This is a genomic window from Streptomyces sp. NPDC047886 (genome assembly GCF_043204435.1).
Lineage (GTDB): Bacteria > Actinomycetota > Actinomycetes > Streptomycetales > Streptomycetaceae > Streptomyces.
Genome location: NZ_JBIDCF010000003.1, coordinates 465890 through 490276, shown reverse-complemented (window position 1 = coordinate 490276; position 24387 = coordinate 465890). Strand labels below are relative to the sequence as shown.

The window sequence follows — 24387 nt, the reverse complement described above, 5'->3', positions numbered from 1 at the left end:
AGCCGAGGCATGGAACTTCCCGACGTCTGGTTCGTGCTCATCGCCGTCCTCTGGATCGGCTACTTCTTCCTCGAAGGATTCGACTTCGGGGTGGGAGTCCTCACCAAGCTGCTCGCCCGGGACCGGGCCGAGAAGCGGGTGCTCATCAACACCATCGGCCCCGTCTGGGACGGCAACGAGGTGTGGCTGCTCACGGCCGGCGGCGCTACCTTCGCCGCCTTCCCCGAGTGGTACGCCACCCTGTTCTCCGGCTTCTACCTGCCGCTGCTGCTCATCCTGCTCTGCCTGATCGTGCGCGGAGTCGCGTTCGAGTACCGGGCCAAGCGGCCCGAGCCGCGCTGGCAGCACAACTGGGAGCAGGCCATCTTCTGGACCTCGCTCATCCCCGCGCTGCTGTGGGGCGTCGCCTTCGGCAACATCGTCCGCGGTGTGAAGATCGACGCGTCGAAGGAGTACGTGGGTACCTTCTTCGATCTGCTCAACCCGTACTCCCTGCTCGGCGGACTGGTCACGCTGACCCTGTTCACCTTCCACGGGGCGGTGTTCACCGCGCTGAAGACGGTCGGGGACATCCGGGAGCGTGCGCGGAAGCTGGCGCTCACGCTCGGACTGGTCACCGCCGTCCTGGCGCTCGCCTTCCTGACCTGGACCCAGGTCTCGAAGGGAGACGGAAGCAGCCTGGTCGCGATGGGCATCGCCGTCGTGGCGCTCGTGGGCGCGGTCGGTGCCATCAAGGCGGGACGCGAGGGATGGTCGTTCGCCCTGTCCGGTGTGACGATCGCCGCCGCTGTTGCGATGCTCTTCCTGACGCTCTTCCCGAACGTCATGCCGTCCTCGCTGAACCCGGACTGGAGCCTGACCGTCACCAACGCGTCGTCCAGCCCGTACACCCTGAAGATCATGACCTGGTGCGCGGGGATCGCCACCCCGCTGGTGCTGCTCTACCAGGGCTGGACCTACTGGGTGTTCCGCAAGCGCATCGGTACCCAGCACATCGCCGACGCCGCCCACTAGGGACGGCCTTGTGGATCAGCTCGCCGACATCAGCCGCGTCCACGGTAGGGGATGTTTCACGTGAAACCGATCGACCCGCGCCTGCTCCGGTACGCCCGGACCACCCGCCTCTTCCTCGCGGCGGTGGTGGGCCTCGGTCTGGCCGGAGCGGCGCTGGTCATCGCCCAGGCGATGCTCATCGCCGAGGTCGTGGTCGGGGCGTTCCAGCGTGGGCAGACCGTCGGTGACCTGAGTACGCCGCTGATGCTGCTGGCGGCGGTCGCGGTCGGCCGGGGAGCCGTCTCCTGGCTGACCGAACTCGCCGCGCACCGGGCCAGCGCGGCGGTGAAGTCCGAGCTGCGCGGCAGGCTCCTGGAACGGGCCGCCGCACTGGGCCCCGGCTGGCTGAGCGGGCAGCGGGCCGGGTCCCTGGTGGCGCTGGCCATCCGAGGAGTGGACGCGCTCGACGACTACTTCTCCCGCTATCTGCCGCAACTGGGCCTCGCGGTCGTGGTCCCGGTGGCGGTCCTCGCGAGGATCGTCACCGAGGACTGGGTGTCGGCGGCGATCATCGTCGTCACACTGCCGCTCATCCCGATCTTCATGGTCCTCATCGGATGGGCCACCCAGGCCCGGATGGACCGCCAGTGGAAGCTGCTGTCCCGGCTCTCCGGCCACTTCCTGGACGTCGTCGCCGGACTTCCCACGCTGAAGATCTTCGGCCGGGCCAAGGCGCAGGCCGAGTCGATCCGTGCCATCACCTCCGCCTACCGCCAGGCCACCCTGCGGACCCTGCGCATCGCCTTCCTGTCGTCGTTCGCGCTGGAGCTGCTCTCGACGCTTTCGGTGGCGCTCGTCGCCGTCGGTATCGGCATGCGGCTCGTCCACGGAGACCTGGATCTGTACACGGGGCTCGTCATCCTCGTCCTCGCGCCCGAGGCGTATCTGCCGCTCCGGCAGGTGGGCGCGCAGTACCACGCGGCGGCGGAGGGGCTGTCGGCCGCCGAGGAGATCTTCACGGTCCTGGAGACCCCGGTACGGGACGCCGGAGAGGGTGCCGTTCCCGAAGGGCCCGTACGGATCGCGCTCGACACGGTGACCGTCCGCCACGCCGGGCGCGGTGAGCCGTCCCTGGACCGGGCGTCACTCGTCGTGGAACCCGGCGAGACGGTCGCCCTGGTCGGCCCGAGCGGGGTCGGCAAGTCGACGCTGCTCGATGTGGTGCTGGGCTTCACCGCACCGGAGGACGACGGCGGCCGGATACGGATCGGCGGGCACGACGGCACTCCCCCGGCGGACCTCGCGGCACTGGACCTCCAGCGGTGGCGCGAGCACATCGCCTGGGTGCCGCAGCGGCCCTATCTGTTCGCCGGGACCATCGCGGAGAACGTACGGCTGGCCCGGCCGGACGCCGACGACGACGCCGTGCGGGCGGCGCTGCGGGACGCGGGCGCCGACTTCGTGGACGCCCTGCCCGAGGGCACCGGGACGGTGCTCGGCGAGGACGGCGCCGGACTGTCGGCGGGCCAGCGCCAGCGGCTCGCGCTCGCCCGCGCGTTCCTGGCGGACCGGCCGGTGCTGCTGCTGGACGAACCGACGGCGGCGCTGGACGGGGAGACCGAGGCCGCCGTGGTGGAGGCGGTCCGCCGGCTCGCCCGGGGACGGACGGTTCTGCTGGTCGTCCACCGCCCCGCGCTGCTGGCGGTGGCGGACCGGGTGGTCGAACTGCGACCGGCGGGCGCGGCCGAGGCAACAGGTGGCGGTGGCGGTGGCGTCGGTGTCGCTGGCGGTGTCGGTGGCGCTGCGGGGGAGCGGCCGTCGGTCGCGCTCGACATGGTGGACGACGCCTTCGGGGTCGTGGGCGGTCTCCACCCTGCGCCCGGCACGCACCCGGCGACCCCGGGCGCGGGGGCGGTGGTCACGGGCGCTGCCCTGGAGCCCGCGCCGGACGCGACGTACGCCAAGGACGCCAAGGACGCCACGGACGCCACGGACGCGGCGAACACGTCGAACTCGGCGGACGGGCCTGACGGCCTGGACGGGCCGGCCTCCGGCGGGGCCCGGACCCGCGGCGGCGTCCTCACACGCGTACGGGGCATGGCCGGCGAACTGCGCGGGCGGATCGGCCTCGCGCTGCTGCTGGGCAGCCTGGCCCTCGGCTCCGCCGTCGGCCTCATGGCCGTGTCCGGCTGGCTCATCTCGCGCGCCTCCGAACAGCCCCCCGTCCTGCACCTGATGGTCGCCGTCACGGCCACCCGGGCGTTCGGCATCGGGCGGGCCGTCTTCCGGTACGCCGAGCGGCTCGTGTCGCACGACGCCGTACTGCGCATGCTCGCCGAACTCCGCGTCGCCGTGTACCGGGGACTGGAGCGCATCGCACCCGCCGGGCTGCGCAGGACCGGGCGCGGCGACCTCCTCACCCGGCTCGTCTCCGACGTGGACGCCCTCCAGGACTACTGGCTGCGCTGGCTGCTGCCCGCCGGGACGGCCGTGATCGTCGGCACCGGCGCCGTCGGCTTCACCGCCTGGCTGCTGCCCGAGGCCGGTGCCGTCCTCGCGCTGGGCCTCCTCGCGGCCGGACTCGCCGTCCCGCTGCTCAGCGGCGCCGTGGCCCGCCGCGCCGAACAGCGGCTCGCGCCCGCCCGGGGCGTCCTGGCCGGGCGCGTGGTCGACCTGCTGCGCGGCTGCGCCGAACTGACCGTGGCGGGCGCGCTGCGGAGCCGTACGGACCGGGTACGCGAGGCCGACGGCACGCTGACCCGGATCGCCGCGCGGCAGGCCACCGCCACCGCCCTCGGCGGCGGCCTCTCGGCGCTGGTCTGCGGCGCCACGGTCGCTGCCGCCGCCCTCGTAGGAGTCCAGGCGGTGCGCGACGGGCGCCTCGGCGGCGTGGCGCTCGCCGTGGTCGTCCTCACACCGCTCGCCGCGTTCGAGGCGGTCACCGCGCTGCCGCTGGCCGTCCAGTACCGCCAGCGCGTCAAGCGCAGCGCCCAGCGCGTGTACGACGTGCTCGACGCCCCCGTTCCCGTGCACGAGCCGGCCCTGCCCGCCCCGGCGCCGACGACCGCGTTCCCGCTCCAGGTGCGCGGGCTCACCGCCCGGTACCCCGGCCAGGACCGGGACGCGCTCGTGGACCTCGACCTGGAGCTGACGCCCGGCCGACGGGTCGCCGTCGTCGGAGCATCCGGCTCCGGCAAGACCACCCTCGCCCAGGCGCTGCTGCGGTTCATGGACGCCGACGCCGGCACGTACCGGATCGGCGGCGTCGACGCGGCCTCCCTCGACGGCGACGACGTACGGCGCCTCGTCGGGCTCTGCGCCCAGGACGCCCACACCTTCGACAGCTCGCTCCGCGAGAACCTGCGCCTCGCCCGGCCCGCGGCCGACGACGACGCGCTGCGCCGCGCGCTGGCCGGGGCGCGGCTGCTGGACTGGGTCGAGAGCCTGCCCGACGGGCTGGACACGCTGGTCGGCGAGCACGGTGCGCGGCTCTCCGGCGGCCAGCGTCGGCGGCTCGCCCTCGCCCGCGCGCTCCTCGCCGACTTCCCGGTGCTCGTCCTGGACGAGCCGGCCGAGCACCTCGACCTCGCGACGGCCGACGCGCTCACCGATGACCTGCTCCGGGCGACGGAGGGCCGTACGACCGTGCTGATCACGCACCGGCTCCAGGGGCTCGACGCGGTGGACGAGGTGCTCATCCTCGCCGACGGCAGAACGGTGCAGCGCGGCCCGTACGCCGAACTCGCCGCCGCCGACGGCCCCCTGCGCCGGATGCTGGACCGGGAACGCGCGGCCGACGGTCTACGTGCCGCGGCGCACACCTCCACACCCGCGGACACCCCCTAGGACCCCATCGCCCCCCGTCGCCCTCCTCGCAAGGTCATGACCGTGCCCGACACCGAAGACGCCCCTCTCCTGGAGGCCATGCGATCCACAGGATCCGGCCCCGACCCGTACTCCGCCCTCGACCGCATCTGCGAGACGGCCGCCCGGCTCACCGGCGCCCGCCGCGCGACCCTCGGTGTCCTCGACGAGGAGGGCCACGGGCTCGACGCCCTCGTGACGTACGGGCCGCCGGACGACGGGGCGAACAGCACCGTCCTCGATGTCCCGGTCCGGGTCGAGGACGAGGTCTGCGGCAGCCTCCGGCTGACGGAGAAGGACGGCGGGGCCACGTTCACCGACGCGGACCGGCACCTGGTGCGGGTCCTCGCGACGGAGGCGGGCATGGCCGTCGCCAACGCCCGGTTGTACGAGACCGCCCGCCGACGGGAGCGGTGGATCGACGGCTCGGTCGCCGTCACGACGGCGCTGCTGTCCGGCGGCGACGCCGACGAGGCGCTGTCGGTGGTCGCCGAGCAGGCCCGCCGGCTCGCGGACGCGGCGGCCGGGATCGTCCTGCTGCCCGCCACGACCGGGCCCGGCGCGGCCGGGGCCGGGGCGGTGCCGGCCGGAACGTCGGCAGGGGCACAGCCGACCGGGGCGGGGGCGGCCGTTGCGGGGGCGGCCGGGCGGTCCGGGCACGTCCACGGCCTGGAGGTCGTCGCCGTGTCACCGGCCGGCCCGCCGCTGGGCCTCGTCGTCCCGCGCGAGAACCCGATCGTCGAGCGGCTGCTGGCCGGAGAGGCCGTGTTCGTCGCCGACGCGGCGAGCGACCCCCGCACGGCGTCGCCGCTGTCGGAGCCGTACGGCCCCGCCATGCTGCTGCCGTTGGAGAGCGGCGGCCGGGTGCTCGGCGCGCTCGTCACACCCCGCGTCCGGGGTGCCTGCCCGTTCGAACCGGCGGAACGCGCCCTGGCGGCCCGCTTCGCCGCACAGGCGGCCCTGGCCCTGGTGATGGCGGAGGCCCAGCGCGACCGGGAACGCCTGGCCGTGTACGAGGACCGCGACCGGATCGCGCGCGATCTGCACGACCTCGTCATCCAACGGCTTTTCGCCACCGGGATGATGCTGGAACGCGCCCAGCGCGGCTCCATCGTGCCCGCCGTACGGGAGGGCGTCGGCCGGGCCGTGAACGAACTGGACGTCACCATCCAGGAGATCCGCACCGCCATCTTCGCGCTGCGGCAGAGCTCCGCCGACGCGCCGTCCGAACTGAGCATCCGCGTCCTGCGGGAGATCGGCATGGCGGCCGTACCGCTCGGCTTCACACCCGCCCACCGGTTCGTCGGCCCCATCGACACGGCGGTCGGCGAGCAGACCGGCAGGAACCTGATCGCGGCGCTGCGCGAGGCCCTCTCCAACGCCTTCCGGCACGCGCACGCGCACCGCATCGAGGTGGTCGTCGACGCCACCGCCACGCTCACCGACGACGCGGGGACGACGGCGGTCCGGCTGACGGTCGCCGACGACGGCGTCGGAATCCCCGAGGGCGGCCGCCGCAGCGGACTGCGGAACCTGGCACGGCGCGCCGAGTCCCTGGGCGGCTCCAGCCGCTGCGGTCCCGGCATCGGCGCGGACGGCGGCGGCACCACGGTGATGTGGGAGGCACCGCTGTAGCGGCAGGGGGGCGGTGGCCGCGCCGCCTCGCCGCTTCTGCCTGCCTCCGAGGGTTCCGCCGGGCCCACGTCGCGTCGTAGGCCGGATGGCCGAACCCGTGTAGACCGTCGGCGGTCGGCTCCGTGCCCGGGCCGCCGGGTCCCGGCGAACGCCCGGCCCAGGGGCCACCATTCCAGGATGTGCCCTCCCCACGAACGGCGGCCGCTGCTCGTGCTCCTGCCGGTGCTGTCCGCGCTGCTCGCCCTGCTCGTCTCCTTGCTCGCCGTGGCGCTTGCCCCGCATCCGGCCGCTGCCGCCGCCGGCCCCGCCCGGTCCGACGGGCCCGAGCCGAGCGCCGAGGTGGCACGGCTGTACGAGGAGGCGGGCCGGATCACCGAGGCGTACGAGCGGGGCACGCGGGCCGCCGCGGTGGAGCGGCAGCGGGCCGCCCGGCTGCAGGAGGTCCTGGACCTGAAACGGCGAGAACTCGCCGTGCTCCAGGACCGGATGGGCGAGGTGGCGAGGGCCCAGTACCGGGGCGGCGGCTCGCTGGCCCTGACGGCGCGGCTGCTGCTCGCCGACGACCCGGAGGCGGTCCTGCGCGCCCAGCGGGTGGCGCGCCAGGCGGACCTGGCCGTGAACCGGCTGATGGAGCGCACCAGCGGTGCGGAGCGGCGACTCGTACGGGCCGAGGCTACGGCCCGGGCGGCCTGGCACGCGCTGGAGCGGAGCCGGACGCGGCTCGCCGCCCTGAAACGGGACCTGGAGGCACGGCTGGAACGGGCCGCGTGGCGGCTCCAGGCCGAGGCGGACCGCAGTGTGGCGGCGGGCGGTTGCCGGGGCGCGGTACGTCTCGACCGGCCGGGCGGCCCGACGGCGGGGCCGCCCTGGGTGGCGCCCGTCGAGGAGGGCGCGTACACGCTGTCGGCCGGATTCGACCGGGTGGGCCGCCGCTGGGCGCACCGGCACACCGGCCAGGACTTCGCGGTCGCCATCGGCACGCCCGTGCGCTCCATCGGGGCGGGGCGTGTGGTGTCGGTGTCGTGCGGGGGCCCGTTTGGCATCGAGGTGGTGGTCCGGCACGCGGGCGGCTGGCACTCCCAGTACGCGCATCTCGCGTCGGCGGCCGTGGACCGGGGGGAGACGGTGACGACCGGGCGGTGGATCGGCCTGGCCGGGACGACCGGCAACTCCACGGGCCCGCACCTGCACTTCGAGGTGCGGGTCACCCCGCACCTGGGTTCGGGCGTGGACCCCGTGCGCTGGCTGCGCGAGCACGGGGTGCCGCTGGGGGCCTCGTGAGGTGGGCCGGGGCGCCGCGGGGGGCTTCGGGACCTCCTCGCGAGGGCGACCGTCCGCGAGGCGCCTTTCCGCGAGGGCGACCGTCCGCGAGGCGCTTTTCCGCGAGGGCGACCGTCTACGAGGCGCCTTCCCGCGAGGGCGACGGTCCGCGAGGCGCCTTCCCGCGAGGTCAGCCGTCCGCGAGGATCGCCTCGATGACCGCCGCGACGCCGTCCTCGTTGTTGGCGACGGTACGGCCCGACGCGGCCGCGACGACGTCCGGGTGGGCGTTGCCCATCGCGTACGACCGGCCCGCCCAGGACAGCATCTCGATGTCGTTGGGCATGTCGCCGAACGCGACGACCTCGTCGGCGGAGATGCCGCGCTCGGCGCAGCACAGGGCGAGCGTGCTCGCCTTGGACACGCCCAGGCCGCTGACCTCCAGCAGCGCGGTCGGGCTGGACCGGGTGATCGTGGCGCGATGGCCGGCCGCCGTCCGCGCCAGGGCGAGGAAGCCGTCCGGGGTGAGCTCCGGGTGCAGGGCGAGCAGCTTCAGTACCGGATCGCCGCTGCCGGGCCGGTCCTCGTGCAGCAGCTTCTCGGCGGCGGCCACGGTCGCGGCGACGTCCAGGTAGAACGGCGGGTAGTCGGGCTCGTAGTGGACGCCCGTCGTCAGATCGACGGCGAAGGTCGTCCCGGGTGCCTCGCGCCGCAGTGTGTGGACGACCTCCAGGGCGACCTCCCGCCCCAGGGCCCGCACCTCCAGCAGCTCGCCGCCCGCGTGCAGGTCGACCACGGCGGCCCCGTTGGCGCAGATCGCCAGGCCGTGGCCGTGGACGTGCTCGGCGACCATGTCCATCCAGCGGGCCGGCCGGCCGGTGACGAAGAAGACCTCGATGCCCGCCTCCTCGGCGGCGGCCAGCGCCTCGACCGTGCGGTCCGACACGGTCTTGTCGTCCCGCAGCAGGGTGCCGTCCAGATCCGTGGCGATCAGCCGGGGACGGGGTCGGGTCCCGGTCCCGGCCCCCGAACGGGGAAGGGGAGGGGCGCTGGGACCGGGACGGTCCGCCGGCCGTGGTCGAGGCGAGGGGGTCGGTGAGGTCACCTGTTCATTGTCCGGCACACGGAGTACCCCATGTGCACGGACGTGCGAAAGGGTGCGCATTTGAGCCGGTCAGTGCGTACCGCTGGGACGCCGAATGGCCGATGGGTGCTCCTGCGCCCCGTGGTTCTTCCGATGGCGTACGCCAGGGCCTGAGCGCCGTCCCGCAGCGGCTCGTCCTCGCCGTGAGGCGAGTACCGCCGCTTCCTCGGTCACGGCGTCGAGCCCGGCCCTGCGCGGCGTACCCCTGACGCCACGGAAGCGGCCCCATCGTGGTGTCGGTGTGGCCCTCCCCGCTCCGCTCCGCCGCCATGCCGTGGCGGCGGCAGGCCCGCGTATCGTGCCGAGCAGCTCGGCTTCCACGCCGGGTACAGCTACGACCACCTGTCGTGGCGGTCCTTCCGGGACGGTCCGTGGTTCGGCGCGATCCCGACGCTCACGGCGGCGGCCGCCGCCACCGAGCGGCTGCGGATCGGCATGCTGGTCACCTCAGTCAAGCCTCGTTCGCCTAACGACCTGAACTGCACAGACGCACTTCGGACCTTGGTCTATGCCAGGTCACAAGCCGGTCACAGGCAGCCTCGGTCCGGAGCGAAGCGGTAGAGCAGGATCCGGTCGAGTGTGGCCACGCCGAGGCCGGCCTCCGCGCGGGCCGGTCGCCGCCACCGTGAACGGCAGGCGGACCGCTGGAGGCAGTCGGGGGTGTGCCGGACTCCGGAGCCCTGGCAGACACCGCCACGGCGACCGCTCTGAAGACCTCAGTCACGCCTGGCTCACCTATCACGCGCTGACCTGCGCAAACAGGGCAAGGGATCGGGAGGGACTGACGTCGGCGCTCAGATCGGCTCGACGGCGATGCGGGGGAGGCACAGTCGGCGGAGGTCGTCCGTGTCGCTCGTAATCACGGTGACGCCGCCGTGCTCCATGTGGGCCGTGGCCGCGAGCATCGCATCGATGGCGTACTTGTGACCGTGCAGGCCTTCTGCGGCGAGCAGTCTGCTTGCCGCACGTGCGATCTCCTCCGTGACTGGGCGCACCTTGGCCAAGGACACGGCATGGTCGAACGCCGCCTGCGGCACCTTCGGGTCGCGTGCCTCTACCAGCGTGGCGGTGCTCGTCACGACGAGCAGGTCCAGCCTGCGGGCGACGTCCAGCCATACGGTCATGTCACGGTGGCGACGGGAGAGCTTGGAGAGGGCCTCGCTGTCGAGAACGAGAGTCCCGCTCATGCGGCGTCCGCCGGAGCGGACTCACCGCGGTGGGCGGCGTGGTGGGCGCGGATGCGCTCGGCCTTGTCCGACACTTCGGCAGGGTCGACAGGGCCGTGTTCCGCTTCAGCGGCGGCGATGTATTCGTCGATGGCCTCGCGCTGGAGCTGCCGCTGAACGGCCTCCTCGATATAGGAGGAGACGCCTTGCTTGCCGGCGCGTGCGCGGATCGCCTCCAGGGTCTCGGCGCGCAGGGAGACGCTGGTGACTCGGGTCTTGCCGGGGCGGGGCGTGTCCATAAACGGAAGTGTAGTACATGACCTACTACCTTGCTGGCGCTCCGCGGTGGCTACCGGCGGCCGGCGGCGAGCCCGCTGAGGCGGTCGCCGATGACGAGACGCCCGGACGGGGCTCGTTCTCGAAGTACCAGGGCTTGCGTCGGCGCAGAGTGTCTCACCGTGCTCGCTCCAGGTGAATCCGGGTTTCCGCAGCAGCTTCCGGAACACCTCGTCGGCGGTCTCCGGGTAAGCGGCGGCCAGACGGCGGATTGGCAATGGCGCGATCGACTCCTCACGCGGGTACGTGCGCAGCAGATCCTGGTGCCGCCCGCAGCCCGTGCGGGCGGGGTTCGCGAAGAGATCCCGCAGCATCCCGTAGTCGGCGTAGAAGTTGAGCCCGTCGACCTGGTCGTAGATGACACCGATGGTGTCCGAGTCCGCGAACTCTCCCGCCCGCTCGAAGGACGTTAGGTCCAGGCCGGGAAGCCGACTACGCCGGGCACGGCCGGGCTGCGCGGCGACTGCGGCCTTCTGGCGGTGGCGGTAGTAGGCGTGGAGGAGGTCCTCGGCTTCGGCCGGCGGAAGGACCAACTCGTCGCTGCCGCAGAACTCGATGAACACGGCCGGGTCCTCCCGCATCCGCTGCCATCCCTGCTCGATCTTCTGGGGTTGCGGAAGACCAGTTCGGGCCGGTTGGTGGCCAGTTCGAGCGTTGCCCGTGCGATGTCGGTGGCACTGGACCTGGGGTAGTACGACATCGCCCCGGACACCAGCCATGCCCCGTCGGCCGAGTGGAGGGGCACCAGGCAGGTGTGGAGGAACCGCCCCTTGGACACTCCGCGGAACGCCGCTCGCCCGACATTCGAGTACGTGCGGTACTCCAGGTCGTCGACCAGGGTCAGCAGGACGACGGCATCCCCGTCCTTGCGCCGGACCTCGAAGATGCCCTCGACCGGGTCACACCAGCGGAGCGGCACCTCCCGGTCGCCACGGTCAAGTCCTTTCGTCCGGCGACGAACCGGTCCACCACGTCGAACCGTCCGGCAGCCGGTACCGCAGGATGAAATGGTCGGTGATCCGAGCGCACAGGGCGACGAGCCTGCCGTCGGGCGTGAGGTCGACGCCGCGCACCGTGACCTCGACGCCGAGAAGCGCGGTGGTGAAGGGCACATCGAGATGATCCTCAAGCATGGTGAACAGACCGGTCCGCTGCTCGTCCTCGCCGTAAGGCGGCACCGCCGCTTCCTCGGTCACGGCGTCGAGCCCGGCCCTGCGCGGCGTACCCCTGACGCCACGGAAGCGGCCCCATCGTGGTGTCGGTGTGGCCCTCCCCGCTCCGCTCCGCCGCCATGCCGTGGCGGCGGCAGGCCCGCGTATCGTCGGGGTCATGCGCCTGAGCACCGTGATCCTCCCCGTCCGTCCCTGGCATGCCGGTGGCCGCGCCGAATGGCAGCGTGCCGAGCAGCTCGGCTTCCACGCCGGGTACAGCTACGACCACCTGTCGTGGCGGTCCTTCCGGGACGGTCCGTGGTTCGGCGCGATCCCGACGCTCACGGCGGCGGCCGCCGCCACCGAGCGGCTGCGGATCGGCACGCTGGTCACCTCGCCGAACTTCCGGCACCCGGTCACGCTCGCCAAGGAGCTCATCTCGCTGGACGACATCTCCGGCGGCCGGGTCACCCTGGGCATCGGGGCGGGCGGCTCCGGGTTCGACGCGACCGCGCTCGGCCAGGAGCCGTGGACGCCACGGGAGCGGGCGGACCGGTTCGGCGAGTTCGTGGAGGTGCTCGACCGGCTGCTGACCGAGGACGCGGTGACGTACGAGGGGCGGTTCTACTCGGCGGACGAGGCCCGCAACATCCCCGGCTGCGCGCAGCGGCCGCGTCTGCCGTTCGCGGTCGCCGCCACCGGACCGCGCGGGCTGCGGCTGGCGGCGCGGTACGGGCAGGCGTGGGTGACCACCGGCGACCCGAAGCTGAGCGAGACGGGCACGCCGCGACAGTCGTACGAGGCGCTCGCCGGCCAGCTGGAGAAGCTCGGCAAGGCGTGCGCGGACGAGGGCCGGGACGCCGCCGGACTGGACAGGATCCTGCTGACCGGGTTCACCCCCGACCGGCCGCTGGAGTCGCTGGACGCGTTCGTGGACTTCGCGGGCCGCCACTTCGCGCTGGGCTTCACCGAGATCGTGATCCACGCGCCCATCCCGGACTCGGTGTTCGCCGCCGATCCGGAGGTCTTCGAGCGGATCGCCACGGAGGGCATCGCGCAGCTCGGCGGCTGAGCGCCCGAGGCCGACCGCGCCGGGCTTCAAGCCCCCGCGCCGCGCTTTCAGGCCCCGCGCCGGGCTTCAAGCCCCGCTGCCGAGCCCCGGGCTCCCGCGCCGACCCCCGGACCCCGGCGCGGGGTCAGCGCACCTTGCCGCTCAGCCAGGGCGAGAGGTTGATCATCGGCAGGTACTCCTTGTGCACCCGGTCGCCCGGCAGCGGGACGATCAGCCGGTAGCCGGGCGGGAAGAACCGGCCCTTGACGTACGCGAGACCGCCGAGGACGGAACGCAGGAAGGCCGGCACCAGGTCGCGGGGGATGTCGTGGCACGGGACGCCCTCGACGTCGACCAGGGCGTCGCCCTCCGGGAAGAGCCGTACCGACAACTCCGGTGTGCCGCCGAGCTCGACGAGCGCCTCGTGGGGCAGCGAGCCGTCCGGGTCGAGCACCGTGAACGCCCCCGCGGAGGTGCGGCGGGACGTCCGGTCGGCGCCGATGTCGTCCGTGACCCGCATCTCCAGGTTGTACTCCCGGGCGATCTCGCGGATCGCGGCGACGGCGGACTCGGTGGTGGGCAGATGCGGCTGCGACGAGTGGTCCATACCACTGATCATGCCTGACGGCGGCCGGCCGGTGAACTACCCGGGGAACCGGAGGTAGGACGGCGGTACGGCGTCGGTCAGCCACACCCCGTTGGCGCTGACGCGGAACACATGGCCGTCCCGGTGCATCGCGCCCGCGTCCACCGACAGCACGACCGGGCGGCCGCGCCGGGCCCCGACCCGGGTGGCCGTCTCCCGGTCCGGTGACAGGTGCACATGGTGGCGGGCCATCGGGCGCAGTCCCTCGGTCCGGATCGCCGCCAGAGCGCGGGCCACGGTGCCGTGGTAGAGGTACGCGGGCGGGGCGGCCTCCGGCAGGTCCAGGTCCACGTCGACGGTGTGGCCCTGGTTGGCGCGGATCCGGTCTCCCTCGATGGTGAACCGCCGCTTGTCGTTGACGGCCACGACATGCTCCAGCTCGGCACGGCTGATCCGTACGCCGTGCGCGGCCGTCGCCCGCAGCAGGTCGTCGACGGCGACCCAGCCGTGCGCGTCCAGGACGAGCCCGATCCGCTCGGGCTGGTGGCGCAGATGCCTGGAGAGGTACTTCGACACCTTCACGGTGCGACGGTCGTCAACCGTACGGTCGTCCATGGTGGCCAGGGTGACAGCGGCCCGCGCCGTACGCCACGGAGAATCGCCCCTCGCGGGCGGCGCGGCGCGGCGCGGCTCAGCGGACCGTCCAGCCGCCGTCCACCGGCACGGTCGCCCCGACCACGAACGACGACCGGTCGCTGCACAGCCAGGCCGCCGCCTCGGCGATCTCCTCCGGCTCGGCGGTACGCGGCAGGGGCGCCTGCCGGTGGAGCGCCTCCTCGATGCCCGGGTTCAGCTCGAACCACTGCTGCATCATCTCGCTGCGGGTGGTGCCGGGAGCGATCGCGTTCACACGGACGCCCAGCGCCGCGTACTCGGCGGCGGCGGCCTTCGTCAGGCCCAGGACGGCGTGCTTGGCGGCGACGTACGCGGCGGGTGCGGGAGTGGCGACCAGACCGGCGACGCTGCTGTTGTTCACGATGGTGCCGCCCGTGCCGCCCTTCCCGCCCTTGGCGTCGCCGTCGCCGTCGCCGAGCATGACGCGGAGCTCCTGGCGCATGCAGTTCCAGACACCGCGCACGTTGGTGTCCATGATCGTGTCGTACGCCTTGTCGTCCAGCTCGTGCAGGAGCGCCGGTTCGACGCTGGTGCCCGCGTTGTTGAAGGCCACGTCCAGGGAGCCGAAGCGCTCCACGGCCAGGTCGACCGCGCGGGCGACGTCGTCGGGCCGGGCGACGTCCGCGACCGCGTACAGCGCGTCGTGTCCCGCGCGGCGCAGTTCGTCCGTGAGCGCGCTCAACTCCCGCTCGCGCCGGGCGACGAGCACGACGGCGGCGCCCTCGCGGCAGAACACCCGTGCCGCGGCGGCCCCGATCCCACTGCTCGCCCCGGTGATGAGGGCTGTCTTTCCGGTGAGGAGTCCGTTGCTTTGGGTCATGAAAACCACGGTACGCAGCGAGGACGCGAAGCTTGCCCCCTGCATGCAAGGTGGCTTGATACTCGGGCAGGTCCACCGTGACGGAGACGCGGGGCGGGTCCCCGGTCACCGCACGGCGGGGCCGTGCGGTGACCGGAGCACGGCCGGGGCGAGTTGACATGGGTGGCCGATTCCCATCGGTACCCGCCCCGGCAGGCCCTCGCGCGGGGTCAGCCGGTGTGCCGCACGGTCAGCCGGTGTGCCGCACGTTCAGGAACTCGCGGTACCAGTCCGCGTACCGGGGCAGGCGCGCCGCGAACCCCGGCCCCGGCGGGCAGTCCAGCTCCCCCCAGATCCGGTCGTCCGCGAACCAGTGGTCGGCGGCGAGCCGCTCCACATGCTCAAGGACCCGGGGCTGACCGGCCAGCCGGGCCCGGACCGCGCCCAGGCCGGTGGTCGCGGCGTGCGGGGCGCGGCCCAGGACCTCGCGTACGGCGTCCATCAGCCGCGTACCGTCGACCGGTTCCGGGTGGCCGACGTAGTAGACGGCCGCGAGCGGCCTCGGCGTGAGCGCGGCCGCGACGACCGCGCGCGCCAGGTCCGCCACGTCGACCAGCGACTGCGCGGCGGTGATCCCGGTCAGCCGGGCCCCCAGCAGCCGGTCGAGCGCGGCGAGGGACGGGACGACCCAGCGGTCCCCCGCCCCGTACACCAGATGCGGTCGCAGTACGGTCCCGCCCGCGTCGAGGACGTGCCGCTCGGCGGCCGCCCGGGACCGGCTGACGGCCGACACCGGCGCCACGGGCGGCGGCCGGTCGCCCGAGGCGCCCCGGAAGGCGCCGCGACCGTGGACGGCGGCCGTGCTCACGTACACGATGCGCCGTACGCCGCAGCGCACCGCCTCCTGTACGAGTGCCCGGGTGCCCCGGTCGTTGACGGCGTCGCAGTCCTCGGCCCTGTCGCCGATCAGAGAGGCGCAGTGGACCAGCGTATGGACGCCTTCGCACACGCCCCGCAGGGACGCGGGCGCGGACAGATCGGCGGACCTCAGGACTTCCCGGCGGTCCCCGCACCCCCCGCTGCCCCCGCCGGTCCTGTCGTCCCGGCCGGTCCTGTCGTCCAGGCCGGTCCTGTCGTCTCTGCCGGGTCTGTCATCCCTGCCGGACCTGCCGTCTCCCACGTCCCCGTTCCCGTAGGGCAGGGCGACGGCCGTGCGGTGGGAGAGCAGCGCCAGACGTTCCGTGGACACCCGCCGTGCCTCGGCCGCCACATGGCCGCCGATGAAGCCGCTCGCCCCGGTGATCAGTACGCCGGGCGCCGGTGGCGCGACACTCATCCCTCCGCCCGCTTCCCCAGCACCACGGGCAGCTCCCGGTGGCCGTTGGCGATGAACGAGCCCAGCGGGCGCAGCCGCGCGGCCGGTTCGGCGAGGGCCAGGTCCGGGAACCGGGCGAACAGGGCAGGGAGCACCGTGGCGGCCGTCCGCCGGGCGAGCGGGGCCCCCGGGCAGTGGTGCACCCCGTACCCGAAGGACAGATGCCCGCGCCGGCCCGGCCGGGTGACGTCGAAGCGGTCGGCGTCCTCGCCGTGCACCTCGGGGTCCCGCCCGGCCGCCGCGAACGACACGACGATGGCGTCCCCGCGCGGGATCACGGTGTCCCCGACGGGGATGTCCTCCAGCGCGTACCGCAGCAGCGAGACGGCGCCCGGGGCCTCGGCGCGCAGGGTCTCCTCGACGGCGTCGTCCCAGCCGGCCCGGCCCGAGCGGATGAGGTCGAGCTGCTCGGGGTGGGTGAGGAGCGCGGTCACGGCGTTGTCGAGGAGGTTGACGGTCGGTTCGTAGCCCGCCGTGAACAGCATGATCAGGTTGTCGATGACCTCCTTCTCGCTGAGCGGCGTGGCTCCCTCGGCGAACGCCGTCATGAGGCTGCCGGTCAGGTCGTCGCCCGGCGAGCGGCGCTTGAAGGACACGAAGTCGGTCATGGTGGCGTAGAGGGCCTGGGCATTGGCCTGTGCCTCGGCCATGGAGGCGCCGGTGCGGAAGAAGCCCTTGACGATCTCGTGCAGCTCGTCCTGGTAGCGCTCGGGAATGCCGAACAGTTCGCAGACGACCCGGTGCGGGAGCGGCTCGGCGAACTCGGTGCGCAGATCGACGACCCCGCCGCCGGCGGACAGCTCCTCCAGTCGGTCGAGCAGGGTCTCGGTGATCCGCTCGACGCGCGGCATCAGCGCCGACACCCGCCGTGCGGTGAACTCCCGGGTGACCGGCTTGCGCAGACGCGCGTGCTCCTCCCCGTACGAGGTGAACATGTTCTGCACCGACACCCAGATGGCCAGCGACCACTGCGGTGTGACCCGGCCGTCGATCCAGGCCGGCCAGTGCCGGTAGGCGTCCTTGGAGACGCGGGGGTCGGTCAGCAGCCTCTTGATCACCTCTTGGCCGGTGGCGCACCAGGCGGGCACGCCGCCGGGCAGTTCGACGCGGGCCACGGGGCCCGCGGTGCGTATGCGTGCGTTCTCTTCGTGAATGTCGGCACCGAGCGGGTCGATGGCGACGGCATACGGGCAGGATTCCACTGGTTCCCCCAAAGAACGGTCAGAATCGGCGCGGCGGATACGCGATGGACGGCGCGGCGGAAGCGCGGCGGGGGCGGCGCGAACGCGACGCGATGAGCGGCGCTGCGGGCGCCGCGTGGCGGCAGCGCACGCGGGCGGCGTGCGGGCGCGTTCCAGCGGAGGATCGTCGGCGGCTTCGGCGACGAACGCGCGGGAGGCCCGCGTGCGGCGGGTGAGAACCGGTCGACCGACCCGGTGGGGCCCGGAGAACCGTGGCCGCTCGTCTGCGGATGGCCACGGTGAAGGCGGGTCGGTCGTCGGTCGTCCGGCGAAGAGGCTCGCGCACCGGCTGCGGGGCCGGAACGGAGCGGAGGCGGGGGCGATGACGGCTCCCGCGCGACGACGCGGAGACGCGGTAGCGCGGCAACGCGGTGACGGCGAGGGACGCGGAACGCCGAACACGGGACACGGGACACGGGACACGGGACAGGGCGAGGACCACGGACCACGGATCACGGATCACGGACCACGTGGACCACGGACCACGGTGGGCGGACGGCGGCCGGAGGCGACGACGCCTCGGACGCCGACGCGTCACTCCCCACGGGCCCGCCGGTCCGCCGGTCCCCCGGTCCGCCGGGCCCCCGGTCCCCCGATGTATCGATGTGTCGACGTGCCGGAGCTCAGGGCCCTGAGCTCCGCGTTCGGCGTCCCCGGACGTCAGTCGACCGCGACGCCCTCCAGCAGGGCGAGGAACACGCGGTTGGCGTCCTGATCCCCGGCGATCTGCACACCGATGCCGCCGGGCAGGGGCGTGGGCATGGTGTGCGCTTCCAGCCAGCACGGCGGGTCGAACTCCGCGTACCGGCTGAACGAGATGTCGACCGACGTCGGATAGAACCTCTCCGGCGCGGCGACGGTGTAGGCGGCCTGGTAGGCGGCCTCCAGGAGGACCATCCCGGGGATGTGGTCGTTCGGGCGGTGGAACAGCGACGAGTTGCCCGGGTCGGCGCGGAGCTGCCAGCGCCTGCGGTTCGGCGTGGGGGACAGCAGGACGTCCGCCGTGCCCGTCCTGTGCACGTCGGCCGGCGGGACCGGGATGGTCAGGGCCCGGTCGCCGGTCGCCTCCGCGCGGTCGCCGCGCAGTCGCCGGTACGCCGTCGGGCTGACGCAGGTCAGGCGTCCGCCGCCGGCGGCGATCGGCTCACCGTCCCGTACGAACACGACGTGGACGTCCATCCCGGCGAACCGGGCGCCCCGGCGCTGCACCCGGGAGCAGGTCACCTCCAGGTCCAGGCGCAGGTCGGTGCGCTGGACCAGGAGCCCCTCGGGCTGTGCCGTGTAGTGCAGGTCCCACATCAGCAGGGGATGGTCGAGCGGTACGCCGTACTCGGCGTGGATCAGGACCTTGGCCGCCTGGCGCATCGACTCCGCGATGAGCGACGGCGCGTAGCGGCCGTGGACGGGCGTGTAGAAGCGGTGGTCCCGAGCCCACCGGACACCTACGGTGAACCGGGTGCTCGCCGCCTCGGCGCCGGTGGTCTCCGTGTCGTCGTGGCGTCGCCATCCGGTCGGCAGGACGTCGGAGGCGTCGGAACGGCGCAGATACGCGGCCGGGGCCGTGGGAAGTACCGAGGTCGTGGGACGCCCTTCCCCCAAGGGCGTCGAGATCGTTGAATCTGGCCGAATCAATGAGGTCGAACGTGGGACGGGTCTGCTGAATCTCCCGACAGACAGGCTCTGAGACATGTTCCCCCCTCTGGGACGCATCACAGCTTTGGCGCGACTTCTCCCCATCCGAAGCCGCTCCGGCAGCAAGATACGTGCGCGTAGGTATAATCTGCAATGGGATCCCGAAACCCGGACAACGGAAATCTTCAGAGCACAAGGTGCGCAAGGCGCGTCGGGAGGAGAGGCCGCGTGACTCAGCAGGAAAGGTCGGTGCGCACGCGCCGGGCGATCGTCGAGGCGGCCGGCGCGATCTTCGCCGAGAAGGGCTTCAACGGCGCCACGATCGCCGATGTGTACACCCGCCTGGGACTGACCAAGGGTGCCTTCTACTACTACTTCGACTCCAAGGAGATGCTGGCCCAGGCCGTCGTGGACAGCCAGCTCTACGAGGACGGCAACTACCCGCTCGTCCCCCGGGACAGCAGGCTGCAGGAGCTGGTGGACGCCGGGATGGTCTTCGCCCACCGCATCCGCCGCGACCCGATGGTGCAGGGCGGCATCCGCCTGTCGATCGAGCACGGGCTGGACGAGGCGTGCCGCCGCAAGCCGTTCGCGGCCTGGCTCGACCACGACCGCCAGGCACTCGTCGACGCGAAGGCGCACGGCGAGCTCCAGCCCCATGTGGAGCCCGCCGACGTCGCCATGCTGTTCGTCGGCGCGTTCAGCGGCGTCCAGCTGCTGTCCGAGGTGATGGCCGGCCGGGTCGACCTGGAGCGCCGCATCTCGATCATGCTCCAGTACGTGATGCCCAGCCTCGCCGTCCCGAGCATCCTGGCGAAGCTGGACCTGGGCGCGGACCGGGGGGCCCGGGTGCTGCGCGAGCTGGAGGAACTGGCGGATCTCGAGCGGCTGGACGGCGCTCGGCTGCCGGTGGGGCGGCAGGAGGCCGCGGCCTCCTAGGGGGCGTCCGGCCCCGCCCCGCCGTGGTGCCGCCTCGGCCCGGCCCGGCCCCCCGCCGCAGCCCCGTCTTCGCAGCCCCCGCCGCAGCCCGTCTTCGCCCGCTGTTCACCACCGCTCCTCGCGCTGTCGCTCCACGTGCCACTCGGTATGCATTCGGTACCCATCAGTGATTTCGATGGCGATTGCATACCTGCATGGATGTTTGTTTCCATCGTAGGGAGGGTCTTCGTGCCCCCTGGCCTGACGCACACCGACCACGGAGAGGCCACATGATCAAGCTCGATGACATTCGCCGACATGCGGCCGTCCGCCCGGAGCATGTCGCCGTCGTGGACGGCGACACACGGCTGACGTGGAGTCAGTACGCGGACGCCGTGGAGAGGGCGGCGTCCGCGCTGGCGCCGCACCTGCCGTCCGACCGGCCCGCCCGAGCGGTCTTCCTCGCCGACAACGGCTGGGAGCTGGCCGTCGCCACGGCGGCCTGCGCCACCCTCGGCGTCCCGTGCACCGGGCTGGACCCCGACCACGGCCCGGACGCGCTTACCCAGGCGCTCACCCGGCTGCGGCCGGCGGTGGTGTTCGTAGGCACCGCCCTGCGCCCCGTACTCGACCGCTGTGTCTGGCCCGACGGGCCGCGGGCCGTGCACATCGTGCTGGACGGCCGAGGCGCGGGCGCGGCCACCGCCACGACCACGGGCACCGGCACGGCCGCCGGCCCCGGTACCGGCCCCGGCGCCGACGGGGGCGTGGCGCGGCCCGCGCGGCCGTCCCACCGGCCGCTGTCCTTCGGCCGGCTCCTGGAGAGCGAGCCGCACGGCGAACTGCCGCCGCCGCTCCCGTACGAGCACCTCGCCGTGGCCCGCGGCGTGGACGGCGGTGTCCGGATCGCGGTGCGCCGCACATCGGCCGAGGCCCGCCACCGGGCCGACCTGGTCGACGAGTTCGGGTTCGCGGCGCGTGACGTCCACCTGGCGGCCGCACCGCTCGCCGAGCCCACGGCGCTCGCTCTGACCCGGGCCATGCTCGGGATCGGCGCGACCACGGTGATGACGGCCCGGCCCGAGCCGGACACCCTGGCGCGGCTGCTGGTCGACGAGCGGGTGACGACCGGTGTCGTCTCGCCCTCGACGCTGGCCCGGCTGCTCGCCGACCCCGCGTCGGACGGGCTGGCGGCAAGGGCGGGCCTGGAGTTCCTGGCCACGCCCGGCAGGCAGCTGGGCCGCTGGGTCGTGAACACGGCGTGGGAGCGGCTCGGCCCGGTGCTGCACCTGGCGCAGGGGTCCGCCGAGACGGGGCTCACCGCCATCCTGCCGGCCGACGAGGTCCACGCGGCGCGGGTACGGTCCGGCCGGGTGACGCTCGGCAGCACCGTCGCGCTGCTCGGCGACGACGACAGGCCGGTGCCCGTGGGCGCCGCCGGCCGGGTCGCGGTGACCGGCTACCAGGTGATGGACGGATACCTGGACGACGATGCGGAGTTCGTCACGCTCGACCTCGGCACCGGGGAGCGGCGCTGGCTGCTCACGGGCGAGGTGGGGCGTCTGGACGACACCGGGCGGCTCTGCCTCACCGGACGGACCGGCGGTGTCCCGTCGGTGGCCCGCGACTCGGCGGTCGACAAGGCGCTGTTCCGGCTGGAGTCGGACCTGCTGAACCTGCCGTGCCTGCGGGACACGGCGGTGATGCGGGTGAACGTCCCCGCGCTGGGCGACGCGCTCGTCGTTCCGTTCATCGCCGTCGCCGTGGGCCGCGAGGCCACCGGCTACCAGGCGCTCAGCTCGGTCTGCAAGCGCCGCGTCCCGTCGCTGCCCGCCCATGTCATCGCCGTCGACACCATTCCGTACAGCCCCACGGGCCGGATCCGGGACACGGAGCTGCTGGAGTCGGTCCTGCCGATCATCACCCTGAACCACCAGCTGGAGCAGACGATGCAACAGGAGATGAGCGCATGACCGGGCCCGAGACGCCGCCGCCCGTGTCCGTGCCCCTGTCCGTGTCCACGGCCATGGGCGCCGGCCAGGATCTGGAGGGCGCACAGGGCGCACAGGGCACGGAGGACGGCGACGCCGCCTTCACGGCCGGGTTCTTCGCGCTGGAGCTGGAGCTCCTGGAGCTGCCGTGCGTACGGGAGACCGCGCTGGTCCGCACGGACCTGGCCGACGAGGGGGACGCGCTCGTCCTGGCGTACGTACCGCTCTCGCCCGAGCAGGAGGCGGGCGGCCGGCGGGCCGTGCTCGGCGCGGCGGAGCGACGGCTGCCCTGGGTGCCGGCCCACGCCGTCGCGGTGGACTCGATCCCGCGTACCGCTGACGGTTCGGTCCGCGGTGACCTGCTCGTGGACCGGCTGCTGCCACAGATCGCCCGCGACCTGATGTCGCCCGTGGCGATGTCGGACTGAACCGGGGGAAGAAGGGGGGCCGACGGCCATGCTGCTCCAGCAGTTGAGGACGTTCCGTGAGGTGGCGACCGAGCGGAGCTTCACCAGGGCCGCGCGGAATCTGCATTACGCGCAGTCGAGCGTGACGACGCAGATCAAGAATCTGGAGGAGTCGATCGGTGCGGTCCTGTTCGACAGGACGCATCGGCAGGTATCGCTGACGGAGGCCGGTATAAGACTGCTTCCGTATGCCGATGAAATTATTCGAATGGTGGACAGGGCGCGCCGCGAAGTGGCGCAGGAAACGCCACGGGAAATGGCTGCCATGCTGTCACTGAATTCTTTCGGTCGCGCCTCGGCTTCCTGACATAGTCCCAGGTAGAGGCAGTTTTACGGGGGCCCGTGCCGCTTCGGCGGACGGGCCTGCCGTCATGCGTGCCATCCATCCCTAATCCTCCGTCGTGAAAGCGGGCGTGAATGAGCAAAGTGCCGTGCGCTGGGGGATAAGTGCCGCTCCGGGATGGTGCATAAAGTCGTGGTCATCGCATCGGATAACCCACGACTCGCAGCATGTCCTGGAAAGGATCAGAAATGGGTCAGATCCCAGCTGAGGATCAGTCGGCCGACCAGGCTCCGAACGACCTGATGACGGGTGACTCCTTCCTCGAGAGCCTGCGTGACGGCCGGCAGGTCTTCATGGACGGGGAACTCGTCAAGGACGTCACGCAGCACCCGGCGTTCGCCAACGCGGCGAAGTCCACCGCCCACCTGTACGACGCACTGCACGACCCGGCCACCAAGGACCTGATGACGACGGTCGACCGGTACACCGGCGCCCGCGTCCACCGGTTCTTCACGCCGGCCCACTCCGCCGAGGAACTCCTGCAGGCCAGGGACGCCATCGAGCACTGGGCCCGGCTGAGCTACGGCTTCATGAACCGCACCCCCGACTACAAGGCCTCCTTCATGGCCGGGCTCGCGGTGACCCACGACTTCTACGAGCCGTTCGGCGAGAACGCCCGCCTCTGGTACGAGAAGTACGCCCGCCAGGGCCTGTCCATCAGCCATGCGATCGTCAACCCGCCGGTGGACCGCAACAAGCCGGCCCACGCGATCCGCGACGTCTACCTCAAGGTCGTCGAGGAGCGCGACGACGGCATCGTCGTCGAGGGTGCCAAGCTGATGGCCACCGCGTCCGCCCTCACCAACGTCGCCTTCGTCGGCCAGATCCACCTGGCCAACCTGGAGGCCGGCAAGGCCGACGACATGGCGCTGGCGTTCCTGGCGCCGCTGAACACGCCCGGCATGAAGGTGGTCTGCCGGCCGTCGTACGAGAAGAAGGCCACCAGCCCGTTCGACAACCCGCTCTCCAGCCGGTTCGACGAGAACGACGCGGTCCTGGTCTTCGACAAGGCGTTCATCCCCTGGGAGAACGTCCTCATCTACCGCGACACCGAGAAGATCCACCAGTACTTCCCGCGCTCGGGCCTCCTCAGCCGCGGCTTCTTCCAGGGCGCCATCCGCATGGCCGTGAAGCTGGAGTTCATGGCGGGCATCCTCGACCGGGGCACCCGCCTCAACGGCACCGACCAGTTCCGCGGCGTCCAGGCCGGCCTGGGCGAGCTCCTCGCCTGGCGCCACATGACCTGGGCCGTCACCACGGCCATGGCGCACGACCCCGAGGCCGGCCCGGCCGGCACGGTCCTGCCCCGCATGGACTACACCGCCGGCTACCGCGCGCTCGCGCCGGTCAGCTGGGAGCGTACGCACCGCTTCTTCGAGGAGCACCTCGCCGGCGCGCTGCTGATGACGCCGTCCAGCAACAAGGACCTCCAGAACCCCGAGCTGCGCCCGCTGCTCGACCGCTACTACCGGGGCTCCGGCGGCACCGCCGAGGAGCGCGCCAAGCTGTTCAAGCTGGCCTGGGACGCGCTCGGTTCCGAGTTCGGCGGCCGCCACGAGCTGTACGAGCTCAACTACGCGGGCGGCCCCGACCAGGTGCGGCTCGACACCCTCAACTGGTCGCGCGGCGCCGGACTGCTCGACAGCTACGGCGACCTCGTCCAGAAGTGCATGGACGACTACGACCTCGACGGCTGGCGCACCGGCCGCTGGGCCGAGGACGTCTGACCGCTCCGGTCCAGGACCCGGCGGGCGGGCGCC

20 protein-coding genes and 1 pseudogene are annotated in these 24387 nt (G+C 72.9%); 11 read left to right on the top strand and 10 right to left on the bottom strand.

Translation table 11 applies throughout. The features are described 5' to 3' along the window. Nucleotides 1–9: 9 nt before the first annotated feature. The 4 genes from cydB to ACGF5U_RS13770 all read left to right on the top strand — a co-directional run bounded on the left by cydB (nucleotide 10) and on the right by ACGF5U_RS13770 (nucleotide 7773). Nucleotides 10–1014 carry a cytochrome d ubiquinol oxidase subunit II gene (gene cydB / locus ACGF5U_RS13785; RefSeq protein WP_392710366.1) on the top strand — a complete coding sequence of 335 codons (1005 nt, stop codon included), beginning with the start codon at nucleotides 10–12 and terminating at the stop codon, nucleotides 1012–1014. A 60-nt stretch (nucleotides 1015–1074) separates the two neighbouring features. Beyond that, entirely contained in the window at nucleotides 1075–4839 is a 3765-nt protein-coding gene (cydD, locus tag ACGF5U_RS13780) for a thiol reductant ABC exporter subunit CydD (RefSeq protein WP_392710365.1), read from the top strand. Nucleotides 4840–4917: 78 nt separating this feature from the next. Further along, on the top strand, nucleotides 4918–6492 hold the full coding sequence (locus tag ACGF5U_RS13775) for a GAF domain-containing sensor histidine kinase (protein WP_392710363.1): 1575 nt from the start codon (nucleotides 4918–4920) through the stop codon (nucleotides 6490–6492). Between the two features lie 177 nt (nucleotides 6493–6669). Beyond that, nucleotides 6670–7773, top strand: coding sequence for a peptidoglycan DD-metalloendopeptidase family protein (locus ACGF5U_RS13770; RefSeq protein WP_392710362.1), 1104 nt, complete (start codon nucleotides 6670–6672; stop codon nucleotides 7771–7773). 169 nt (nucleotides 7774–7942) lie between these two features. Here the strand turns inward: ACGF5U_RS13770 and ACGF5U_RS13765 are convergent, their stop codons facing one another. After that, a complete protein-coding gene (locus ACGF5U_RS13765) occupies nucleotides 7943–8917 on the bottom strand; it encodes a Cof-type HAD-IIB family hydrolase (RefSeq protein ID WP_392710360.1) in 975 nt (324 codons plus the stop codon). 258 nt (nucleotides 8918–9175) lie between these two features. On the opposite strand from ACGF5U_RS13765, the pseudogene ACGF5U_RS13760 reads away from it, so the two are divergent. Beyond that, nucleotides 9176–9364, top strand: a pseudogene (locus ACGF5U_RS13760) (LLM class flavin-dependent oxidoreductase); the annotation flags it as partial. A gap of 326 nt (nucleotides 9365–9690) precedes the next feature. Here the strand turns inward: ACGF5U_RS13760 and ACGF5U_RS13755 are convergent. From ACGF5U_RS13755 to ACGF5U_RS13745, 3 genes are all read right to left on the bottom strand, one after another. After that, on the bottom strand, nucleotides 9691–10083 hold the full coding sequence (locus ACGF5U_RS13755) for a PIN domain-containing protein (protein WP_392710359.1): 393 nt from the start codon (nucleotides 10081–10083) through the stop codon (nucleotides 9691–9693). Beyond that, the gene (locus ACGF5U_RS13750; RefSeq protein ID WP_392710357.1) at nucleotides 10080–10961 is read right to left on the bottom strand and encodes a hypothetical protein; all 882 of its coding nucleotides are present in this window, start codon (nucleotides 10959–10961) and stop codon (nucleotides 10080–10082) included. The genes ACGF5U_RS13755 and ACGF5U_RS13750 overlap by 4 nt, the downstream gene beginning before the upstream one ends. A 372-nt stretch (nucleotides 10962–11333) precedes the next feature. Beyond that, nucleotides 11334–11594 (bottom strand): hypothetical protein, encoded by a 261-nt coding sequence (locus ACGF5U_RS13745; RefSeq protein ID WP_392710355.1) that lies wholly within the window; start codon nucleotides 11592–11594, stop codon nucleotides 11334–11336. Nucleotides 11595–11727: 133 nt separating this feature from the next. On the opposite strand from ACGF5U_RS13745, the gene ACGF5U_RS13740 reads away from it, so the two are divergent. After that, nucleotides 11728–12621: an LLM class flavin-dependent oxidoreductase gene (locus tag ACGF5U_RS13740; protein WP_392710354.1), complete on the top strand. Its 894-nt coding sequence runs from the start codon at nucleotides 11728–11730 to the stop codon at nucleotides 12619–12621. 124 nt (nucleotides 12622–12745) lie between these two features. Here the strand turns inward: ACGF5U_RS13740 and ACGF5U_RS13735 are convergent, their stop codons facing one another. The 6 genes from ACGF5U_RS13735 to ACGF5U_RS13710 all read right to left on the bottom strand — a co-directional run bounded on the left by ACGF5U_RS13735 (nucleotide 12746) and on the right by ACGF5U_RS13710 (nucleotide 18875). Then, nucleotides 12746–13207, bottom strand: a complete 462-nt coding sequence (locus ACGF5U_RS13735; RefSeq protein ID WP_392710352.1) for a hypothetical protein — start codon at nucleotides 13205–13207, stop codon at nucleotides 12746–12748. Nucleotides 13208–13243: 36 nt separating this feature from the next. Then, nucleotides 13244–13801 carry an RNA 2'-phosphotransferase gene (locus ACGF5U_RS13730; protein ID WP_392710351.1) on the bottom strand — a complete coding sequence of 186 codons (558 nt, stop codon included), beginning with the start codon at nucleotides 13799–13801 and terminating at the stop codon, nucleotides 13244–13246. Nucleotides 13802–13877: 76 nt separating this feature from the next. Further along, a complete protein-coding gene (locus tag ACGF5U_RS13725; protein ID WP_392710350.1) occupies nucleotides 13878–14681 on the bottom strand; it encodes an SDR family NAD(P)-dependent oxidoreductase in 804 nt (267 codons plus the stop codon). Nucleotides 14682–14910: 229 nt separating this feature from the next. Next, a complete protein-coding gene (locus ACGF5U_RS13720) occupies nucleotides 14911–15996 on the bottom strand; it encodes an NAD-dependent epimerase/dehydratase family protein (protein ID WP_392710348.1) in 1086 nt (361 codons plus the stop codon). Continuing rightward, a complete protein-coding gene (locus ACGF5U_RS13715) occupies nucleotides 15993–17150 on the bottom strand; it encodes a cytochrome P450 (RefSeq protein ID WP_392710347.1) in 1158 nt (385 codons plus the stop codon). Before ACGF5U_RS13715 ends, ACGF5U_RS13720 begins: the two co-directional genes overlap by 4 nt. Nucleotides 17151–17936: 786 nt before the next feature. Further along, the gene (locus ACGF5U_RS13710) at nucleotides 17937–18875 is read right to left on the bottom strand and encodes a ScbA/BarX family gamma-butyrolactone biosynthesis protein (protein WP_392710345.1); all 939 of its coding nucleotides are present in this window, start codon (nucleotides 18873–18875) and stop codon (nucleotides 17937–17939) included. Between the two features lie 261 nt (nucleotides 18876–19136). Here ACGF5U_RS13710 and ACGF5U_RS13705 point away from each other — a divergent pair, with 261 nt between their 5' ends. The 5 genes from ACGF5U_RS13705 to ACGF5U_RS13685 all read left to right on the top strand — a co-directional run bounded on the left by ACGF5U_RS13705 (nucleotide 19137) and on the right by ACGF5U_RS13685 (nucleotide 24354). Beyond that, the gene (locus ACGF5U_RS13705; protein ID WP_392710344.1) at nucleotides 19137–19847 is read left to right on the top strand and encodes a ScbR family autoregulator-binding transcription factor; all 711 of its coding nucleotides are present in this window, start codon (nucleotides 19137–19139) and stop codon (nucleotides 19845–19847) included. 269 nt (nucleotides 19848–20116) lie between these two features. Continuing rightward, entirely contained in the window at nucleotides 20117–21799 is a 1683-nt protein-coding gene (locus tag ACGF5U_RS13700) for a class I adenylate-forming enzyme family protein (protein ID WP_392710342.1), read from the top strand. Beyond that, the gene (locus ACGF5U_RS13695) at nucleotides 21796–22245 is read left to right on the top strand and encodes a hypothetical protein (protein ID WP_392710340.1); all 450 of its coding nucleotides are present in this window, start codon (nucleotides 21796–21798) and stop codon (nucleotides 22243–22245) included. The genes ACGF5U_RS13700 and ACGF5U_RS13695 overlap by 4 nt, the downstream gene beginning before the upstream one ends. Nucleotides 22246–22273: 28 nt before the next feature. Continuing rightward, nucleotides 22274–22591 (top strand): LysR family transcriptional regulator, encoded by a 318-nt coding sequence (locus tag ACGF5U_RS13690; protein WP_392710339.1) that lies wholly within the window; start codon nucleotides 22274–22276, stop codon nucleotides 22589–22591. Between the two features lie 224 nt (nucleotides 22592–22815). Then, on the top strand, nucleotides 22816–24354 hold the full coding sequence (locus tag ACGF5U_RS13685) for a 4-hydroxyphenylacetate 3-hydroxylase family protein (RefSeq protein WP_392710337.1): 1539 nt from the start codon (nucleotides 22816–22818) through the stop codon (nucleotides 24352–24354). The last annotated feature ends 33 nt before the right edge of the window (nucleotides 24355–24387 follow it).

Excerpts from the sequence above, each read along its gene's own strand:
- cydB (WP_392710366.1), top strand. The coding sequence starts at position 10 with ATGGAACTTCCCGACGTCTGGTTCGTGCTCATCGCCGTCCTCTGGATC.
- ACGF5U_RS13775 (WP_392710363.1), top strand. The coding sequence starts at position 4,918 with ATGCGATCCACAGGATCCGGCCCCGACCCGTACTCCGCCCTCGACCGC.
- ACGF5U_RS13770 (WP_392710362.1), top strand. The coding sequence starts at position 6,670 with ATGTGCCCTCCCCACGAACGGCGGCCGCTGCTCGTGCTCCTGCCGGTG.
- ACGF5U_RS13765 (WP_392710360.1), bottom strand. The coding sequence starts at position 8,917 with ATGCGCACCCTTTCGCACGTCCGTGCACATGGGGTACTCCGTGTGCCG.
- ACGF5U_RS13755 (WP_392710359.1), bottom strand. The coding sequence starts at position 10,083 with ATGAGCGGGACTCTCGTTCTCGACAGCGAGGCCCTCTCCAAGCTCTCC.
- ACGF5U_RS13740 (WP_392710354.1), top strand. The coding sequence starts at position 11,728 with ATGCGCCTGAGCACCGTGATCCTCCCCGTCCGTCCCTGGCATGCCGGT.
- ACGF5U_RS13735 (WP_392710352.1), bottom strand. The coding sequence starts at position 13,207 with ATGGACCACTCGTCGCAGCCGCATCTGCCCACCACCGAGTCCGCCGTC.
- ACGF5U_RS13730 (WP_392710351.1), bottom strand. The coding sequence starts at position 13,801 with ATGGACGACCGTACGGTTGACGACCGTCGCACCGTGAAGGTGTCGAAG.
- ACGF5U_RS13725 (WP_392710350.1), bottom strand. The coding sequence starts at position 14,681 with ATGACCCAAAGCAACGGACTCCTCACCGGAAAGACAGCCCTCATCACC.
- ACGF5U_RS13720 (WP_392710348.1), bottom strand. The coding sequence starts at position 15,996 with ATGAGTGTCGCGCCACCGGCGCCCGGCGTACTGATCACCGGGGCGAGC.
- ACGF5U_RS13700 (WP_392710342.1), top strand. The coding sequence starts at position 20,117 with ATGATCAAGCTCGATGACATTCGCCGACATGCGGCCGTCCGCCCGGAG.
- ACGF5U_RS13695 (WP_392710340.1), top strand. The coding sequence starts at position 21,796 with ATGACCGGGCCCGAGACGCCGCCGCCCGTGTCCGTGCCCCTGTCCGTG.
- ACGF5U_RS13690 (WP_392710339.1), top strand. The coding sequence starts at position 22,274 with ATGCTGCTCCAGCAGTTGAGGACGTTCCGTGAGGTGGCGACCGAGCGG.
- ACGF5U_RS13685 (WP_392710337.1), top strand. The coding sequence starts at position 22,816 with ATGGGTCAGATCCCAGCTGAGGATCAGTCGGCCGACCAGGCTCCGAAC.